The organism is Nitrosomonas sp., assembly GCA_031316255.1.
Classification (GTDB): Bacteria; Pseudomonadota; Gammaproteobacteria; order Burkholderiales; family Nitrosomonadaceae; genus Nitrosomonas.
Genome location: JALDQW010000001.1, coordinates 3,392,337 through 3,411,712, shown reverse-complemented (window position 1 = coordinate 3,411,712; position 19,376 = coordinate 3,392,337). Strand labels below are relative to the sequence as shown.

Here is a 19,376-nt window from a genome sequence, read left to right as displayed (position 1 = left end):
ACACCGTCATTAATCTATAAATAAAAATATCATGATTCCAGAAATTGGCAATTTTGCACTGATACTCGCACTGCTGCTGGCTGTAACACAAGGAACCTTGCCCTTGATCGGCGCGGCGCGTGGTATTGAATCTTGGATGGCACTGGCAAAGCCCGTCGTGCAAGGACAATTTGTCTTTGTTTTGATTGCTTTTTTATGCCTTGGCTATTCGTTTGTCACAAGCGACTTCTCAGTTTTGAATGTGGCGAGAAATTCCAACACCGAGTTACCATTGCAATATCGCATCGCGGCAACGTGGGGCTCTCATGAAGGCTCGCTGCTGTTGTGGGTATTAATGCTATCGGGCTGGTCGGTTGCTGTCAGTGTTTTCAGCAAACAGCTGCCTGATGACATGGTGGCGCGTGTATTAGGGGTGTTGGGCTTGGTGAGCATTGGCTTCTTGTTGTTTATGCTCCTAACTTCTAATCCTTTTGACCGCTTGTTGCCGGCGGCGATGGAAGGCAGTGACCTGAATCCGTTGCTGCAAGATCCTGGAATGGTTATTCATCCACCCATGCTGTATATGGGGTATGTTGGGTTTTCGGTGGCGTTTGCTTTTGCAATTGCGGCATTGCTCAGCGGCAAACTGGATGCTACCTGGGCGCGCTGGTCACGACCATGGACAACAGTTGCTTGGGTCTTTTTGACTTTTGGAATCATGCTTGGCAGCTGGTGGGCCTATTATGAACTTGGTTGGGGTGGCTGGTGGTTTTGGGATCCGGTGGAAAATGCTTCATTTATGCCCTGGCTGGTCGGTACGGCATTAATGCATTCTTTGGCGGTGACTGAAAAACGTGGCAGTTTTAAAAGCTGGACAGTGTTGCTTGCGATTTGCACCTTTGCATTATGCCTGTTAGGTACATTCCTGGTACGCTCAGGTGTGTTAACTTCGGTGCATGCCTTTGCCACCGATCCGGAACGCGGCGTATTTATTCTTGGATTCCTTTTTGTAACCGTTACCATTTCGCTATTATTGTTTGCCTGGCGTGCGCCGAAAGTGGGTTTGGGCGGCAAGTTTGATTTGTTATCTCGCGAATCAATGTTGCTTGCCAATAATCTGTTGCTGCTCGTAGCAGCTGCCAGTGTCATGCTGGGTACGTTATACCCACTGGTAATTGATGCGCTAGATCTGGGTAAGATCTCTGTAGGCCCGCCTTATTTTGAGGCGGTTTTTGTTCCCGTTATGACGCCCGCGATATTTTTGATCGGACTGGGTCCTATTTCCCGTTGGAAACAGATGAGTATGCCATCTCTGGCGGTGCGTGTACGCTGGGCGATTGCCGTCAGTTTTGTCAGTGCAATTATTGCCCCATTCTATATGGGTGAATGGAAACCGCTTGTAAGTTTCGGTTTGTTGCTTGCGTTCTGGATTATGGTCAGCATAGTGGTGAGTTTGATACACCGACTCAAAAATAGTGGCCAGGGTAATGTATTTGTAAAACTGGCTAAACAATCCAGAAGTTTTTATGGTATGCACTGTGCCCACTTCGGCGTTGCTGTTTTCATTATCGGGGTAACGCTGGTTAATGGTTATGAAACGGAAAAAGATGTGCGTATGGATATCGGTAGCCGGGTAACAATTGGCGATTATGCATTTCAGTTCAATGGGGTTTCGGATGTGACCGGCCCTAATTACATGTCTGTGCGTGGCGAAATTGATGTGCTAAAAGACGGGGAGTTTGTACGTAAATTATATCCGGAGAAGCGCACTTATAATGCTTCAGGTATGGTAATGACCGAAGCTGCGATCGATACCGGAATATTCCGTGATCTCTATGTTGCTCTGGGTGAACCGTTGGCAAATGAAGCGTGGGTTGTCCGGGCTTATCATAAACCATTTGTTGATTGGATCTGGTTCGGTTGCCTGTTGATGGCAATTGGCGGCATTCTGTCAGTCAGCGATAAACGCTATCGTCTGAAAATCAAGGACAAAAGCAAGTTGTTTATGGGTAAAAAGGCAGATGAAGAAAAATCTGCAGCGGATGAAATAGGAGAACCTACAACTGCGGGTAGCAATCCTAGTTTAGTCACTGAAACAAGGAAGGTATAATGCGATACTTAATGCCGTTATTTGCATTTTTGATTTTAGCCGTGTTTTTATTTGCTGGCTTGTCATTGAATCCGCGTCAGGTGCCTTCCCCATTAATCAATAAGCCCGCTCCGGAATTCGAACTATATAGCTTGCACGAACCTGACAGATTGTTTTCTTCAAAGGATAATCTTGGTAAAGTCTGGATGCTTAATGTCTGGGCTTCTTGGTGTGTCGCATGCCGGGATGAGCATCCCTTGTTAGTACAACTCGCCAAATCAGGTCTTGTTCCCGTGTATGGCTTGAACTATAAGGATGAAAACAACACGGCTAAGCAATGGCTTCGACTTTATGGCGATCCCTATGAAGCCAGTGTTGTCGATCCCGATGGTGAAGTTGGAATTGATTACGGCGTTTATGGTGTGCCTGAAACCTACGTAATCGATAAACAGGGGATTATCAGACACAAGCAAATTGGTCCTGTAACCGTTGACTCGTTGCAAAATACAATTATTCCGTTAATTGTTGAATTACAGAGGCAGACATAATGAATCTATCCAGCCCATTTTTAAAAGGCTCGATTGATGGATCTGTAAGCAAAGGGATAAAGTTATGGCGCTGTGGCATTGCGCTTTTGTGTCTAGCCCTATACATGATGCCAACAATGAGTACGGCACAAGAACAATCCTATAAAGAAGCAGTCCCCGTAGCTGAAAATCCGGAAATTGAAAAAAGAATGCTTGCGCTAACAGAGGATCTGCGTTGTTTGGTTTGTCAAAACGAATCTATCGCCGATTCGCGTGCCGAATTTTCCAATGATATACGCCGTATCATTCGCGACCAAATCAAGGCCAATAAAACCGATGCCGAAATTATTGAATTTCTGGTCGACCGGTATGGCGATTTTGTACTGTACAACCCGCCGATGAAAGCAACAACGGTATTATTATGGTTTGGTCCGCTAATTTTTTTCATATTTAGTTTTTGGTTCTTAATCAAATACCTCAAGGGGCGCCGTGTTCAAATTGAAGAGGTGAATTTAACAGATGAAGATCAAAAAAAGATCGCTGTTTTGCTGGATGAAAAGGATAGTGTTGCAGCAGGGTTCCGGCATGAAAAAGCAGAAGATCTGATCGATACAAAAAATTCTTTAACAGCGGAACAACAGAATAATACTGAAGTTTCAACGAGTGAAAATAAAGGTAACAACGCATGACGGCATTCTGGATTATTTCTGGCATTTTTATAGTAATTGCACTGCTTTTTATTATTCCGACACTATTAAGAAGCAGAAATGTCGAGGAACAACGCGTAGAACGAGATGCTGTCAATGTTACGGTGTATCGTGATCAACTGAATGAACTCGATAGAGACCTGGAGAACGATATCCTGACGCTGGAACAGTACAACCAAAGCAAGCAGGAACTCCAGCAGCGCATGTTGCAGGATATTCCGGAAAATGGAGAAATGACAATTAAAAAGACCAGTAAACTCATGAATGTAGCAATGTCTACAGTTATCGCGTTGACGCTGCCTGTGGCGGCGGTATATTTATATCTGGAAATTGGTGATACACGTGGCTTGTTACCGCAGGCGCAACTTGCCAATGCAACACAAATGCCACCCGCCGGTAGTGGCAGAGGCGGTGCGCCAGATGGCCACGACAATTTTGCGTCTGTTCTGGATAATCTGATCGTAAGACTGAATAATAATCCCGAGGATATTGAAGGCTGGTTCATGCTGGCGCGCACCTATGCTATTATGAAACAGTATAATGAGGCGGCCAATACCTACGCCAAATTAAACGAAATGATTCCGGATAATCCCCAGATTCTGAGTGATTATGCGGATGTGCTGGCTATGACAAATGATGGCAGTCTGATTGGCAGGCCATCCGAATTAATACAGGAAGCATTAAGAATAGAGCCGGAATACCCCAAAGCACTGGCGCTTGCCGGTACTGTCGAATTTGAGAAAAACGAATTTGAGCAGGCTGCCGTATACTGGGAAAGACTGCTGGCTGTAATTCCTGCGGATTCACAACTGGCACAGTCTGTCAGAGAAAGTATTGATGACGCCAGATCGCAGGCTGGAAGGGAAGTCGGCGAAGCGCCAGTGCAGTTGGCTGCAAATGAAACTGATGAACCTGCCAAATCATCTTCTGAAGAAGCACAGGCGCCACAGGCCAGTGTAATGGAACGCCAGTCTTCTGACGATGGTGCATCTGCTGAACCGGCATCGCTGTCTATTTCCGGTAGTGTATCGATCAGTGATGCAATGGCTTCCAGTGCAAATGCGAATGACACCCTGTTCATTTATGCTCGTGCAGAAACAGGCCCTAAAATGCCGCTGGCGATTTTACGATTGAAAGCGAGTGATTTGCCCACAACGTTTACCTTGACGGATGAAATGGCGATGACTCCGGCAATGAAGTTATCCAGCTTTCCTAATGTTGTCATAGAGGCCAGGATTTCCAGAACTGGACAAGCCGTTCCTGCGAGTGGCGATCTGCAGGGATTGAGTGAACCCGTTAAAGTTGGTGACAATAATGTATCGATCGTGATCGATTCGAGAATTCCTTGACGGATTTAACCGTTTTAAAATTTTCAGATATCAGGGCATTGAGCACAGAACAAAGTACAAAGTACATCATGCAAGCGATGTGTTCTGATATCAGCAAATATCAGTTTTTCAGTTAGAAATTCCTGAATACCGCTGTTTTCCATTCATTCAGTTGAATAACCAGGTGTGATGATAATATTAGATAAAGCCGTCGAAGATTTTCAATTACCCAGTACCGGGGGTAAATCCTTTTCCCTGTCTGAGAAAGCCGGTAGAAACCTTGTCATTTATTTTTATCCCAAAGACAATACGCCCGGATGCACCACTGAGGGTGAAAATTTCAGAGATACCTATTCAGCGTTTACTGACCTGAACTGCGAGATTGTCGGCGTGTCGCGCGATAGCCTTAAGTCGCATGAGAATTTCAAGAATAAAATGAAATTTCCCTTTGAACTTCTGAGCGATACCGAAGAAACTGTGTGCAAATTGTTCGACGTCATAAAAATGAAGAACATGTACGGTAAACAGGTGCGCGGCATTGAACGCAGTACCTTCGTCATCGATACGCAAGGCATTTTAAGAAAAGAATGGCGGGGCGTCAAAGTTCCGGGTCATGTTGAAGCAGTGCTGGACTTTGTCAAAACGCTTTCGCAGTAATTCATTCATTGAAAACAGTCCCGAGTAAACTATTCCCGATCACAAGCAAAGTTGCTGGGATGCAAACCACTGGCTAATGCAATTTAAAGGTGTTTAAACTGCATTAGCGCACTTGAAGCTGTGAAGGCAGCTTTACAAAAACAAGTCTATGAACAGCCATCGATGGACTGCCTGAATACTCATAAACAGCATCGGCGACAACTTGGTGCAAACAATTTCCATTCGATATCCACTCGATAAAAATGACCTTGGCGTAACTTCACAAAGTAGAATCAAATAGTGATTCCACATTTAATGAAGCCAATAATACTGCAAAATGTATTCTTTTCCTGCATTTAATGGATCCAGAAATAATGCAGAATGTGATTTTTTCTATGCTATGGACGCTTGGTTATCCATATGAATGACAGGAATAAAACAAAAGCACAGTTGCTCGAAGAAATTCGCTATTTGCGCGAAGAGCTCGGTGTTTGTCCAAGTAAAAACCATCAAAAAAACTATCCGTTCAATTCCAGTAGGGAGGCGTTTACTCTACTTGAGAACTCTCCAGTCTGTACCATAATAGTTGATCTGAATTTCAATCTTCAGTATATGAGCGCATCCGGTGCAAAAGATCTCAGGATTGACGACGTCACAGCTTATTACGGTAAGCCCTATCCTCTATCCTTCTTTCCGGATTCATTCAAGACTACCATGACTGCTAATCTGATGAAGGTAAAGGATTTAGGCGAAGTAGCTACACAAGAATCCTTTGTATACGATCGTCGGGGAGAAAAGCTTTGGTGTCATTCGACGCTTGTTCCAATCAAGGCCGAGAATGGTCAACTTGAGTCCATTCAGATTGTATCAGTGAATATTACCGTACAAAAGCAGGCCGAACATGTATTGAAAGCTGCTCTTGACAATATGGAGATCCAGACCCAGAAAAGAACTATTGAACTCATGAAGAGTGAAGAACGATTTTCACTGGCGATGCGTGGTGCGAATGACGGGTTATGGGATTGGAATCTGCAAACGGATGATGTTTATTATTCTCCCCGCTGGAAGAGTATGCTCGGCTACGAAGAGGATGAGCTTGAGCAACATCTTAACACATGGTCTGGACTTGTTCTTCCGGAAGACAAGGACATGGTGTTGACGGTGGTTAACGATTACTTGACCGGCCGTGCCGATTCATTTGAAGTAGAAATGCGCATGCGCCACAAAAATGGGCGGCAAGTGTACATCCTCTCTCGCGCATTTCTCGTCCACCGAAATTCTGACAACAAACCGGTTCGATTGGTCGGCACGCATGTTGATATTACCGAACGCAAGAAGACAGAATCCTATGTCAAAAGACACGCCGAAATTCTAGAGATGATTGCTACTGGCATACCCGCCGGAAAAATTTACGATGCAATCGCTTTGATGTATGAGGAGCGCCACCCTGGAATGCGCTGTTCCATGCTCGAACTGCACGGCAATAAACTTATGCACGGCGGAGCGCCAAGTTTGCCCAAGGCATATTGTGACGCTGTGAACGGTTTGGTCAACGGGCCGGAAATTGGATCATGCGGTACCTCCACCTATACAGGGCAAAGGGTTCTTGTTGAAAATATTGAGACTGATCCCAAGTGGGCGACAATAAAAGAGGCTGCCCTGCCTCATGGTATGCGTTGCTGTTGGTCTGAACCAATCAAAAACTCTTCTGGAAAAGTATTGGGCGCCTTTGGTATGTATTACAATCATCCGGCGCTCCCTGATGAGGAAGAATCAAGTGATCTTAAATCAGCAGCCAGACTTGCTGGCATTATTATGGAACGAGTCCATTCGGAAAAGGAACTCAATCAGCATAGGTTGAAGCTTGAAGAACTTGTTGCGAAACGTACTCAGGAACTTGAAGAAGCGAAAAGGGATGCGGACAATGCAAACCACGCAAAAAGTCTTTTCCTGGCCAACATGTCTCATGAAATTCGCACACCTATGAACGGCATTATCGGGATGCTGTATCTGACATTGCAAACCAAACTGACTGACAAGCAGAAAACATTTGTCGATAAGGCGCATCAATCTGCCGAGCATCTGCTTGGTATTATCAACGATATCCTTGATTTTTCCAAAATCGAAGCGGGTAAACTCGTTATTGAATCAAATGCTTTCCAGCTTATTCCTTCTGTGGAAAATTCTGTTAGCATGGTGTCTGAACAGCTCAGGAACAAGGGGCTGCAACTATCAGTTAACTTTGATCCAACCTTGCCAGCATGGGTGCAGGGTGATTCTCTTAGGCTGCATCAGATCCTGCTCAATCTACTGACCAACGCCATCAAATTTACACATCAGGGTACTGTGTCATTATCCGTTACACAAGTATCCGACTTGATATATTTCAAGGTATCGGATACTGGTATCGGTATAAATGCGGAAGAGGTTTCGCGGCTTTTTATTCCGTTCGAACAGGCGGACAGCTCTACGACTAGAAAATATGGCGGTAGTGGTTTAGGTCTAACCATTTGTTACAACCTCGCCGTGCTTATGGGTGGTGTCATCCATGTGGCAAGCCAACCGGATATCGGCAGTGTGTTTACACTCGAGTTACCATTACCTAAAGCAGAACCCGTTCTCAGGCCAAAGAATAAACCATCGAAGGTTAATAGAAAGCAACTCGCCGGTCTGCGTATACTCGCAGCGGAAGACGTAGAGGTCAATCAAATAATTCTGGAGCAAGTGCTTAAATCGAAAGGCGCGCATGTAGTGGTTGCGGATAATGGGCAGCAAGTTTTGGATATTCTGAAAAAGAAAGGCGTGGATGCCTTCGATATAGTACTAATGGATGTGCAAATGCCGGTCATGGATGGCCATGAGGCTACGCGCCAAGTTCAAATGATCGCACCTAAACTGCCGATAATAGGCCTTACTGCGCATGCGCTACAGGAAGAACGTGAAAAATGCCTTGCTTCCGGCATGGTAGAACATGTTACTAAGCCAATTAATCCGGAATTTCTTATGGCCACAATACTGAAACATGTTGGCGAGTCTTCTCTTTCCCATACAGGGCAGAATCTTGTAGGGAAAGCCATATAATTATATTGTAATTAATTCGGCGGAATAGATAGCTGTGCATGCTAACGGTGCAACAATCAAGAATTTACTCGCTCTAGTACTGGCGGCTAATTCTGCAATTTTTTATGCCGCAGCTTGCTGAAGCCAGCAAATTCAGTGATAATTGCAAGTCGCATCTTTGATGTACGAAAATTGCGCAAATTGCCGAGGTGGCGGAATTGGTAGACGCACTGGATTCAAAATCCAGCGATGGTGACATCATGGGGGTTCGATTCCCCCCCTCGGCACCAGCCAGATTTGTTGAACAAACATACTTGCCGCATTTTAATTTTGGCGCTCAAGTGCATTCATAAACAGAAAATTGCCAGTGCCAAAAATTGATTCGGTCTAGTTGGCTTATCCATAGGTACGTTGTATTCTATGCGCGGTTCTGCCCGGGTCAATTTAAAAACGGTAACAACAGTATTGCGGTTTGCATGCACTGTAATATAATAAAAATTAAAATTTGCCTTGTATGAAGATAACCCGCATTGATGACTATAACAGATCTAAAAAATCCGACCTTATACATTAACCGTGAACTTAGCTTGCTGGAATTTAACCGGCGGGTTATCGAGCAGGCGATAGATGAAAACCTGCCTTTACTTGAGCGTTTGCGGTTTCTTTGTATTGCCAGTACCAACCTGGATGAGTTTTTTGAAATACGTGTTGCCGGACTGAAACAACAGATCAAATACGGTTCTGTACAAACCGGGACGGACAATCTTTTGCCCTCAGAAGTATTGGCGCGGGTGAGTGAAACAGCGCATCAGATAGTCAAGGATCAATATGGCATTTGGAATGATCAGATTGTTCCTGCGTTGGCTAAAGGTAAAATCAGGTTGTTACGCCGGTCCCAATGGAAACCGATGGTCAGCCGCTGGATACAACGTTACTTTAACGCTGAGGTGCTGCCGATATTGAGTCCGATCGGACTCGACCCGGCGCACCCTTTTCCCAGAGTTTTGAACAAGAATCTGTATTTTATTATTTCACTGGAAGGCAAAGATGCCTTCGGGCGCGATTCCGGTTTGGCAATTGTGCAGGCGCCGCGTTCGTTACCGAGAGTGGTGCAAATACCCCAGGCGCATAGTAGCGGGAACCATGATTTTGTCATGCTTTCTTCGATAATACATGCCCATGTGAAAGACCTTTTTCCGGGGATGGCCGTGCTGGGTTGTTATCAGTTCAAGGTAACACGTGACAGCGATTTGCTCATCGACGATGAAGAAGTGGATGATTTATTGCGCGCCTTGGAGGGAGAATTGCCATCGCGCAGATTCAGTAATGCGGTGCGTCTGGAGGTTGCCGATAACTGTCCGGATCATTTGAGCGAATTTTTGCTACAGAAGTTTGAGTTGCTGCAAGACGACTTGTATCGTGTATCCGGTCCTGTAAATTTGGGGCGTTTGCACGCCATTTGTGATCTGGTTGATCGTCCGGAATTAAAATTCGCCGGTTTTGTGCCGGATATTCCAAACCGTCTGCTCAAAAATACAAACATTTTTGAAGTGCTGCATAATGGGGATATTCTGTTGCATCATCCATTCCAGTCCTTTGCACCGGTGATCGATTTTGTCAGACAAGCATCAAGTGATCCTAACGTGTTGTCAATTAAGCAGACGCTTTATCGCACGGGCGCTGATTCAGCTTTGGTCGAGGCGTTAAAGCTCGCTGCGCGCGCCGGCAAGGAAGTGACTGTGGTGATTGAATTGCGGGCAAGATTTGACGAGGAAGCGAATATCGAACTGGCCAGTGAATTACAAAAAGCGGGCGCGCATGTGGTTTACGGCGTAGTCGGGTATAAAACCCATGCCAAAATGATTTTAGTCGTTAGACGGGAAGGGCGCAGCTTGCGGCGTTATGTTCATTTGGGTACCGGCAATTATCATGCGCGGACTGCGCGCCTCTATACGGATTATGGTTTGTTGACCTGTGACAAGGCGATTGGCGAGGATGCGAATAAACTGTTTCATCAGATGACGGGTCTCGGACGTGCCAGTCGGTTGAAAAAATTGTTGCAGTCGCCTTTTACATTGCATAAAGGAATTCTGGCCTATATTGAAAACGAAATTAATGCAGCCACTGATGGAAAAAAGGCCTGGATTATCGCCAAGATGAACGCGTTGGTCGATCCTGAAATCATTATGGCGTTATACAGAGCTTCTCAGGCGGGCGTTAAAATCGATCTGATTATCCGTGGCATTTGCTGTTTGCGTCCAGGCATTAAAGGTGTGTCTGAAAATATCAATGTACGTTCTATCGTCGGCCGTTTTCTGGAACATACACGGATTTACTATTTTTACCATGGTGGTGAAGAGCGTGTGTTCTGCTCCAGTGCCGACTGGATGACACGGAATTTGCATCATCGCGTGGAAGTATGTTTTCCGATTGAAGAAAAGCGCCCGAGAGATTCTGTCATTACCTATGGTTTGCTGAGTTACCTTTCCGACAATACCCAGGCCTGGGTATTACAAAGCGATGGTTCTTATAAACGCAGCAAGGCGGGATCGCAAAAACCGCGTTCAGCCCAGATGCAGATCCTGGAGTATTATTGTGATTAGCCTTATTGAACGTTCAGTTTGATTCCGGCTGCTTGCAGATAATTTTGCTCGGTTTTCAGATCAGCCAGTGTCAGGGGATGATCGAACAACCATTGCGGCGGAAAACACAGGTTTATTTTATCGCTATTTGCAACTACCTGTATTTCCGGGAGTGTATTGTTTGAACGGCTTCTATGCAAAACAGCGGCGAGTCTGAGTAAAACGCTGAGTCTGATTGTTGAGAGCTGGGAACTGCTTGGGACTGACTCGAACTCATCCAGGGGAAATTTTCTGCGGTGACAACGCACCAATTTGGCCAGCTTGATTTGTTCCTGCCTGGAAAACCCGGCCAAATCGGAGTAGGAGATCAGATAATCTCCATGCCGATGGTATTGGGCATGTGCGATCGATAGCCCGATTTCGTGAATTAATGCGCCCCATTGCAACAATTTCAAGTCTTGTTTTTCGTATAGTTTCCAGTCGGAACGAATTTGGTGGAAAAAATTTTCTGCTGTTTTTTGGACACGGTTTGCCTGTTCCAGGTCAACACCATAGCGTTGAGTGATATCCATGATGGTTTTGTCGCGAATATCCTCATTATGTGTTCTGCCAATCAAGTCGTACAAAAGGCCCTCGCGCAGAGCGCCTTCTGAAACATTGATCTGTTCCAGGTTCAATGCTTCAAATACGCCATACAAAACGGCTACGCCGCTTGCAAAAACGGGCCTTCTGTGTTCAGACAATCCTTCAAATTGAATTGCACTGCTGTCACCAATGGCGATGAGTTCATCTATCAATTTTGAAAGCGCAGCGGCAGTGATGCCTGTCTCGCACCAATTTTGTGCCTGCACCACATCGCGTATGGTCGTGATGGTGCCGGATGAACCGAGTGCAAGATCCCAGCCCGTTTTTTTATACGCGGTTTCAATCGATTCCAATTCCTGTCTGGCATATAAAACCGTTTTGCTCATTCTTTTGGCTTTTATCTTGCCATCGCCAAAGAAGCGTGTTCCCATGTTGACACAGCCCATATACAGGCTGTCCCTGCTGAAAATATCATAACCGCGTCCGATAATCAGTTCCGTACTACCGCCGCCGATGTCAATGACCAATCGTTTGTTGACTTCGTCGTACGTGGTATGCGCGACACCCTGATAAATTAATCGCGCTTCTTCCTGCCCGGCAATGATTTCTATTGGATGGCCCAATGCTGCATCGGCGAGCGACAAGAAAAACTCACCGTTGCGCGCCTGGCGTAGCGTATTTGTACCGACAGCGCGAATATTTGCCTGCGGAATCTCCTTGATGCGTTGTCCAAAACGTTGCAGGCAAGACAAGGCCAGTTGCATGGATTCTTCTGACAATTCGTGATTATCGTTAAGTCCTGAAGCCAGCCTGACCATTTCCTTGATACGGTCGATAATCTGCAAACGGCCATCCACATAATTGGCGACAATCATATGAAAGCTGTTTGAGCCTAAATCAATGGCGGCATAGGGTTCGTCAGTTTGAGATGCCATGGTCAGCGTTCAAAAGTAAACAATAAAGGCGGGGGTTTTTGGATGCAAATGTGTAAGCAGTTTATGGCAGTGATTTGTAAACAATTATTTTGCAACATGTGATGCATTGTTGAGAATGTTGCAAATAGGGCGTACGGGCAGTCATGACTGCTTTTTAGTTTTTTTCTTTTTACCCTTGTTTTTTTCTTTTTTAATTTTGTTCTTTTTGATTTTTTCTTCTGCGTTACTATTTTTTTCTGCTTTTTTCTCTTTTTTCTCTTTTTTCTTGACTTTGGGTTTTTCTTTTTTGTTTTTTATGATGGTGCTTTTTTCTTTCCGGGTAATTGTCTGCTGTAAAATTTCCGGCGTATCGGAGCCGGTGCTTTGAACGTTTGTTCTTTTTGTCGTTGATTGTTTGCTGGCAGATGCTGAAGTTTTCCTGTTTTTATTGCTTAACAGACAATCTTTTGCCGCTTTTTTTACGGCCTTTGCGCGCAGCTGGCTAAATCCAGGTATTTTTTCAATATCACTGATATTAGCAGCGGCAAGTGCTTCAAGCGTTTTGATTTGGTGGGTCTCCAGCACTTTAGCTGTAACGGGACCAATACCTGTAACATCGGTGAGTTTAGCCATGATTTGTCTGCATTTGTTTTATTGGACTACTCAATTATAACTTGCTGGTGGATTTATACAACAAGCATAAACGTACTGCTGGTATTATCATTGTCAATTCAATCGATTCAGGCAGTCTTGCTCATGTTTCACCGGCCTGAAACGGAAAATAGAAATAAATCTTATTTCCCTGTAAGTATGTAAAATGCTTGGCGACCGCATTTAAATGCATGTTAGAAAAGCTGTTCATTAAAAGCTTACGATTTCAGTGCTAAAACGATCCAAAAACTACTATTTTGGGGAGAAATCAAATGAAATTTCATCATTCAACACTATCTTTGCTGGTAATTTTTTATCTGTCGAGTGCGCCTCAGGCCGCTGAAATTAATACCAGTTTCGAATTTAACAATACCAGTGGTTTTTTTACATTAACCGATGATAACGCCTCGGCATCATTTAGCGGAGGCGAAGCCAAATCTGTAGGTAACTTTTCGCTTTATCATACCGGGATGAACGCCTGGATGATTGCGCCTGGTGGCACGGGTAATATCGATTTTAGTCCACCGGCTGAGGAATTAAGGGTTTTTTTTAGAACGCAAAGTGGAAATGATGTCAGTGCACTGGATTTACTGGATAGCGAAGGCAGCGTCTTGATCAGTTTTCCGGGTACATCGGCAAGCTGGACAGAAGTAAGCGTTTCCGCAACAACATTGGGCAAGCCGGTTGCACAGGTTATTTTACGCAATGATGCAGGACCGGGCTATGCTGTGCTGGATGATTTAAGTGCTGTCGTTCAACAAGCACAAACAGGACAGCGGCTTGATAATCCCATACCGGCAGCTATTCAGAAAGGTTCTGCGCGGTTAAGACTGAAACCGGTTGCGAGTGGGCTGACTGCGCCAAATTGGGCTATTTCCGTTGCAGGCGATCCGAAATACCTTTATGTCGGAGATCAGAATGGAAAGCTATGGCGGCTTGATTTGACTACGGCTGATCAAGCAGTTTTCCTGGATCTCTCAGATCGATTAGTATCTTTGGGCGCTTTCGGCAGCGGCTCTTTTGATGAGCGTGGTTTTCTTGGCTTTGCGTTTCACCCGCAGTTTGCCGATAACGGGTTATTGTATACCTATACATCCGAACCCGCGGATCAGCCCAGTGATTTTTCAACGATTCCTAATGGCGCTTCAGCGAATCATCGTTCCGTGATTCGGGAATGGCGTTTAAATCCGGCCAATTTGGATCAGAGTCCGGCGACCGTCGAATCGGAACGTATCCTGCTGACCGTTGATCAACCGCAATTTAATCATAATGCAGGCGCACTCAATTTTGGTCCGGACGGCATGCTGTATATTGCCCTTGGTGACGGTGGCGGTGCAGACGATCGTGACGGGCAGGAATTTGCCGGTGAAACTATTATTGGCCACGGCGCGAGTGGCAACGGCCAGAATACCAGTAATCCACTTGGCAGTCTGTTGCGTATCGATCCCGCTGGCAGCAATTCTGACAACGGCCAGTATTGGATCCCGAACGATAATCCTTTCGTCGGCTCTGATACGGTGTTGAATGAAATTTATGCCTTCGGTTTTCGCAATCCGTTCCGTTTTTCCTTTGACCAGGTAACCGGTGCGCTGGTGCTTGCCGATGTGGGTCAGAACGATATCGAGGAAGTGAATATTGTACAAGCGGGCGGTAATTACGGTTGGCCTTTAAAGGAAGGCCGTTTCCGTTTTGAGGCAAATGGAAACGAACCGGGGTTTGTGACAAACGATCCGACAGGTGGAAATCTGATCAATCCAGTCGTGCAATATGATCATGATGAAGGTACCGCGATTATCGGCGGCTTTATTTATCGAGGCGGTGCAATCGCATCGTTGCAACAGGCATATGTTTTTGGTGACGCGTCCAGAACAGGCAATGGCGACGGCCGGTTGTTTTATACGAACGGTGCCGAAATTCTGGAACTCGATCTGACAGAACGGGATGCGATAGAATTCTGGGTGCTGGGTTTCGGGCAAGATGCAGATGGCGAGCTTTATGTATTGGGTAATTCGACAGGTGTGCCATTTGAAACGACTGGAACGGTTTACAAACTGGTGCCAAACGCCGGTTTTTCAGCCGGTTTTCTTGAAATACCGGCTGTTGACGTCGGGCTTGACAGTGAAAACAGTGATGTTTTTCAAGTACGGTTGCGGGTTGTTCAAGGTAGTGAGCCGGTACGCTTCGAATTGGTTCAGGCTAAACGCTTATCCCAGAATTTCCGGGGTGACAACGCTGCATTTGATGCACGAACGGGTATACTGAATGTTCCGTTTGTAAATATCACCAATGCCACTAATACGGTCTCAACGTTTGCGGCCGAACTTGAGCTTGTTCCTGATCAACCGGTGCTGACATTCGAGCTAAAACAGGCTGTTCTGGTAAAGTAGCTTTTCAGTTATTACGTTGAAATGCCGGGATTATTTTGCCGAAAACCAGATGTCGCCGTACCAGGCGGATGCCGTGGAGCGGGTATTGTCCGTATCGGTCATGATTGCTACGGCATTAACGCGTCCGGGTTCGTCGTTAAATAACCGGCGATAGTCAGTCAGGACATTGCGGCTTTCCGTAATCCAGTTACCCGTTTGATCAACACCGGATTGGACTGCAATCATGCCAGCATTAGATGTAAACGCATTGAACCAGTTGCTGTTGACCGGCTGTGTGTTGGACCAGACATAGTTTATGGCGCGTGTGCGCCAGAACATAAGGCCATCGGAAAAGACCACATAGACCCGTGCAGGATAATCGTCGCCTGCGCGGGTCTGCTCGTTATTGCCTGCTAATACCTGATCTACTTTCCATGACCAGTTGAGGATCGGTGTTTGATCAAGATCGATACTGATCTCGCGGTATAGTCCCGACGCCGTTGCATTGCTGTGCGCGTGCAGAACTGTTTTTCCGTCATTTTCCGTTAACGTGTAGATCGTTTGGCCGGAAAAAACTTTTGACTGCCATTCATTCAAATCGCCTTGGGAAAAGCGGGCAATATCGATGCGTTCAACTTCTGCCCAGGTTATCAGCGGTAAACATACCGCAAAAACCCCCAATAACATTATTTTCCATGCAATGCGTAACTGGCTGGTCCAGGAAGCGATAGAAAATTGTTGCGGGCAGATAGACGGTAATGTGCTTTCCGTAATCATGAAACTCAATAAAATCCAGGCCGTTTACATGCTGTCAGACAATTGAACGCAGGATTTACAATACACTGTCAATCGTCATGATGATCGCCACCGTGGTCGTGATGGTCGTTGCCATGGTCGTTATGTTGATGTTTATGTCCATTATGCTGTCCATGCTGGTGGTCATGTTCGTGTGCGGCATGTTCGTGTTGATGGTGGTTGTCAGCCTTCTCATGGGCTAATTCATCATAAGTGCTGGCAGTCATGCCTGCGAGTTTCTGAACAAAAAAGGCCATGGCCCAAATCGTTTCGTCGTCATGCGTCAGTCCCCAGGCTGGCATGGCGGTCATTTTGATGCCGTTCTTGATGACCCAGTAATAGGCCTTGGTTTGTTCTTGTAGCTTGTCAGCATCGGTCAGCGGCGTGCGTTGATGGAAAACAGGCGCTTGCGGATAAAGGCCTTGCGCAAGTTCCGTAGGTTCCAGTCCCGGTGAAAGATGACAACCGGTACACATGGCATCATAGTGCGTTGCGCCGATTGAAAGCGATTCGGATTCGTCCAATGCGGGAATTTCCAGTTCATTTGAGCGCGCTGCAATTGAATTGATGCGCATCCATTCAATGAGTTTTTCCGTGACTGGCCAGTGTTTTTCCGTGGCCGCCATATTATAAGCACCGGTTCCCATGACATATCCCGCTAGCAAAAGGGCTGCCAGTAGCAGGCCAATAATTGTTTTCATTTTTGGTCCTCCCTATATTAAATGGGGGGCAAATAGCGCCACCCATGTCAGATCATACCAAATCCGCAGATCGATTTTTCCGTAATTGTCCTCAAATTATTACCGGCTATGTGGTAATGTTTAGCTTTATATAATCAGTTTTGATGATCAAATGAGAAATCCTATTCAACAATTCACGTTTTTTTCCAGTACATATTCACGGGTTTGGGTGCCGGCAATAATGGCGGCAGCATTATTTTCACCGAATATCAGTGCAACCGAATTCGTTACGGATGCCTATCTGCTTACGGATACCAATCGAGAAAAACGTGCCGGTGAAGCGTATTACCGCGCAGATCAGCAATGGATGGTTTATCAGGCCGAAGTCGCCGATGAAAATCCTTTTTATCAGATTTATCTGAAAAATGTTGGCAGTGGCAAAATAAACCGGGTTTCTCCCGGTGTCGGGAAAACAACCTGTTCATGGATACATCCTTCGCAAGACAAAGTGTTGTTTTCATCAACGCATGACGACCCTGATGCCAAGGCCAAGATGACGGCGGAACTGGAGCGAAGAAAGTCCGGTGAACGCAAGTCTTACGCCTGGGATTACGACGAGCAGTATGATATTTATGAAACCGATCTGGACGGCAAAAACATAAAAAACCTGACGAATACATTGGGCTATGACGCCGAGGCGTCCTGGTCGCCGGACGGTAAATACATTGCATTTGCGTCCAACCGTAGGGCATATGCTGAGGAATTGTCTGAAGAAGAAGCCGCATTGTTCCAGAAAGATCCGTCTTCGATGATCGATATTTATATCATGGATGCCGACGGCTCGAATGTGAAACGCCTGACGCATACCACAAGTTATGACGGCGGCCCATTTTTCAGTCCGGATGGCAAACGCATTGTGTGGCGACGTTTCTCGCCAAGCGGCCGCGAAGCGGAAGTCTTTACCATGAACATCGACGGCTCCGATCAGAAACAGATCACCCGTTTGAAAGCATTGTCATGGGCGCCGTTTTACCATCCGTCAAATGAATACATTATTTTCTCAACCAATATCCACGGACACCGCAATTTCGAACTGTATATCGTCGATGTAGACGGCAAGCAGGAACCGGTACGCGTAACCGATAAGCCCGGATTTGACGGCCTGCCGGTATTCACGCCTGATGGCCAATATCTGACCTGGACCAGCGATCGTGTGCCGACCAAAAAAGGACATCTCTTTCATGGCAAGTGGAACCACGAGAAAGCGTTGCAGAGTTTGTCGTTGAAATGAGCGGGGTTGTGCGGGGTTGGAGTTTTATCAGTTGTGTCTGTCAAGGATTGGGGTTATTGGTTATGGACCTGACCCTACGCGCGGACCCCACGCGCGTTCTTGACCCCACGCGCATTCTTGACCCCACGCGCGTTCTAATAATCTAGAATTTGTCAAAATCCAGCTACTGTATTAGTATGTAATACAAGTAATTAAATAGAGATTTATGATGCCAAGAAATACAAGTGTAACTATCGGAAAACATTTTTCCGACTTTATCAACAAAAAAATCAAAGCTGGTCGGTTTGAATCAACCAGTGAAGCTGTGCGTGCTGGTCTTCGTCTGTTGGAAGCCGACGAAGCGAAACTTGATGTATTACGTTCCACTCTCACTGAGGGGAAAAACCAAATTGACCAAGGTAAAGCCACTGATGGTGAATTATTTATGACCAAGCTAACCGACAAGTATGAGTAAATATCTCCTGTCACCGAACGCGGTGCGGAGTCTTGAAGATATTGAAACATACTCATTAGCTAATTTCGGTCATACTCAAACAGGCATTTATCTAAGAAAACTACACGAAATAATAAAATTTACAGCCAATAACCCAAAGGTTGGTAAACTGAGAAAAGACCTTTTTATTCAATGGGATTGCTACAGCTATCCAGTTGGTAACCACACCATTTACTATGAAATTGTGTCAGATCAACAAATCAACATTATTGACATCCTCCATCAGTCGATGGAGCCACGTTTTTACTTACTAGATGAAGAATAACTACCCAATTTAAAAGGTAAAGAAGAGTTCAAAGAATATTAAAGCTGATTTGTCAGACTACCTAAAATGAAAAAGCTCTCAAATGAGAGCTTTTTGTTTAACCCTTTCCCCTAGCGGATAGGATTTTCAACTAATACCCACTTGTATGTATATAAATTATAAGGGAGGTTTATGATTGAGTGGTGGCCATGGATAGTTATTGTTGGCGGAGTTATTGGGTTATTTGGGTGGCGATTTTATCAAAGCTATAAAATTTCTTGTAAACATGAAGAAAACCCCTATAAGGAGATATTCGTCCTTGGTGAAGAAAAAGAAAGCGCACTCATCTTTGGTAAATCCGATTCTCATGAAGAAGAAATTAAGTTTAGTGCCGGGAGGCGCATCAAATCGTAAATAATGTACTTTACCTTACTCAATGCGTCCTGTAA

General features: G+C 45.4%; 15 protein-coding genes, 1 tRNA gene and 1 pseudogene. 13 read left to right on the top strand and 4 right to left on the bottom strand.

The window, feature by feature from the left end:
- The first annotated feature begins 31 nt into the window (after positions 1 to 31).
- The 8 genes and pseudogenes from MRK00_15100 to ppk1 all read left to right on the top strand — a co-directional run bounded on the left by MRK00_15100 (position 32) and on the right by ppk1 (position 10,929).
- Complete coding sequence (locus MRK00_15100; protein ID MDR4518694.1) at positions 32 to 2,089, top strand: heme lyase CcmF/NrfE family subunit; 2,058 nt, start codon at positions 32 to 34, stop codon at positions 2,087 to 2,089.
- The gene (locus MRK00_15095) at positions 2,086 to 2,616 is read left to right on the top strand and encodes a DsbE family thiol:disulfide interchange protein (GenBank protein ID MDR4518693.1); all 531 of its coding nucleotides are present in this window, start codon (positions 2,086 to 2,088) and stop codon (positions 2,614 to 2,616) included. Before MRK00_15100 ends, MRK00_15095 begins: the two co-directional genes overlap by 4 nt.
- Before the next feature lie 104 nt (positions 2,617 to 2,720).
- Positions 2,721 to 3,131 (top strand): annotated as a pseudogene (locus MRK00_15090) (cytochrome c-type biogenesis protein CcmH).
- Between the two features lie 149 nt (positions 3,132 to 3,280).
- Positions 3,281 to 4,651: a c-type cytochrome biogenesis protein CcmI gene (gene ccmI, locus MRK00_15085; GenBank protein ID MDR4518692.1), complete on the top strand. Its 1,371-nt coding sequence runs from the start codon at positions 3,281 to 3,283 to the stop codon at positions 4,649 to 4,651.
- Positions 4,652 to 4,819: 168 nt separating this feature from the next.
- Positions 4,820 to 5,287 carry a peroxiredoxin gene (locus MRK00_15080; protein MDR4518691.1) on the top strand — a complete coding sequence of 156 codons (468 nt, stop codon included), beginning with the start codon at positions 4,820 to 4,822 and terminating at the stop codon, positions 5,285 to 5,287.
- A 399-nt stretch (positions 5,288 to 5,686) separates the two neighbouring features.
- Complete coding sequence (locus MRK00_15075) at positions 5,687 to 8,347, top strand: ATP-binding protein (protein MDR4518690.1); 2,661 nt, start codon at positions 5,687 to 5,689, stop codon at positions 8,345 to 8,347.
- 182 nt (positions 8,348 to 8,529) lie between these two features.
- A tRNA-Leu gene (locus MRK00_15070) sits at positions 8,530 to 8,616 on the top strand.
- 243 nt (positions 8,617 to 8,859) lie between these two features.
- A complete protein-coding gene (gene ppk1, locus MRK00_15065) occupies positions 8,860 to 10,929 on the top strand; it encodes a polyphosphate kinase 1 (GenBank protein MDR4518689.1) in 2,070 nt (689 codons plus the stop codon).
- 2 nt (positions 10,930 to 10,931) lie between these two features.
- On the opposite strand, the gene ppx is transcribed toward ppk1, so the two are convergent.
- Together ppx and MRK00_15055 are read right to left on the bottom strand one after the other, a co-directional pair.
- Positions 10,932 to 12,428, bottom strand: coding sequence for an exopolyphosphatase (gene ppx / locus MRK00_15060; protein MDR4518688.1), 1,497 nt, complete (start codon positions 12,426 to 12,428; stop codon positions 10,932 to 10,934).
- Positions 12,429 to 12,569: 141 nt separating this feature from the next.
- Complete coding sequence (locus MRK00_15055) at positions 12,570 to 13,040, bottom strand: helix-hairpin-helix domain-containing protein (protein MDR4518687.1); 471 nt, start codon at positions 13,038 to 13,040, stop codon at positions 12,570 to 12,572.
- A gap of 290 nt (positions 13,041 to 13,330) precedes the next feature.
- On the opposite strand from MRK00_15055, the gene MRK00_15050 reads away from it, so the two are divergent.
- Positions 13,331 to 15,445, top strand: a complete 2,115-nt coding sequence (locus MRK00_15050) for a PQQ-dependent sugar dehydrogenase (protein ID MDR4518686.1) — start codon at positions 13,331 to 13,333, stop codon at positions 15,443 to 15,445.
- 30 nt (positions 15,446 to 15,475) lie between these two features.
- Here the strand turns inward: MRK00_15050 and MRK00_15045 are convergent, their stop codons facing one another.
- Both MRK00_15045 and MRK00_15040 read right to left on the bottom strand, forming a co-directional pair.
- The gene (locus MRK00_15045) at positions 15,476 to 16,201 is read right to left on the bottom strand and encodes a DUF3047 domain-containing protein (GenBank protein MDR4518685.1); all 726 of its coding nucleotides are present in this window, start codon (positions 16,199 to 16,201) and stop codon (positions 15,476 to 15,478) included.
- A 68-nt stretch (positions 16,202 to 16,269) separates the two neighbouring features.
- Entirely contained in the window at positions 16,270 to 16,920 is a 651-nt protein-coding gene (locus MRK00_15040; GenBank protein ID MDR4518684.1) for a cytochrome c, read from the bottom strand.
- Between the two features lie 151 nt (positions 16,921 to 17,071).
- Between MRK00_15040 and MRK00_15035 the strand changes: the two genes are divergently transcribed.
- The 4 genes from MRK00_15035 (at position 17,072) to MRK00_15020 (ending at position 19,341) form a co-directional block, all read left to right on the top strand.
- Positions 17,072 to 18,190, top strand: a complete 1,119-nt coding sequence (locus tag MRK00_15035; GenBank protein MDR4518683.1) for a biopolymer transporter Tol — start codon at positions 17,072 to 17,074, stop codon at positions 18,188 to 18,190.
- 208 nt (positions 18,191 to 18,398) lie between these two features.
- A complete protein-coding gene (locus MRK00_15030; GenBank protein ID MDR4518682.1) occupies positions 18,399 to 18,644 on the top strand; it encodes a type II toxin-antitoxin system ParD family antitoxin in 246 nt (81 codons plus the stop codon).
- Positions 18,637 to 18,948 carry a type II toxin-antitoxin system RelE/ParE family toxin gene (locus MRK00_15025; GenBank protein MDR4518681.1) on the top strand — a complete coding sequence of 104 codons (312 nt, stop codon included), beginning with the start codon at positions 18,637 to 18,639 and terminating at the stop codon, positions 18,946 to 18,948. The genes MRK00_15030 and MRK00_15025 overlap by 8 nt, the downstream gene beginning before the upstream one ends.
- Positions 18,949 to 19,119: 171 nt before the next feature.
- On the top strand, positions 19,120 to 19,341 hold the full coding sequence (locus MRK00_15020; protein MDR4518680.1) for a tetratricopeptide repeat protein: 222 nt from the start codon (positions 19,120 to 19,122) through the stop codon (positions 19,339 to 19,341).
- The last annotated feature ends 35 nt before the right edge of the window (positions 19,342 to 19,376 follow it).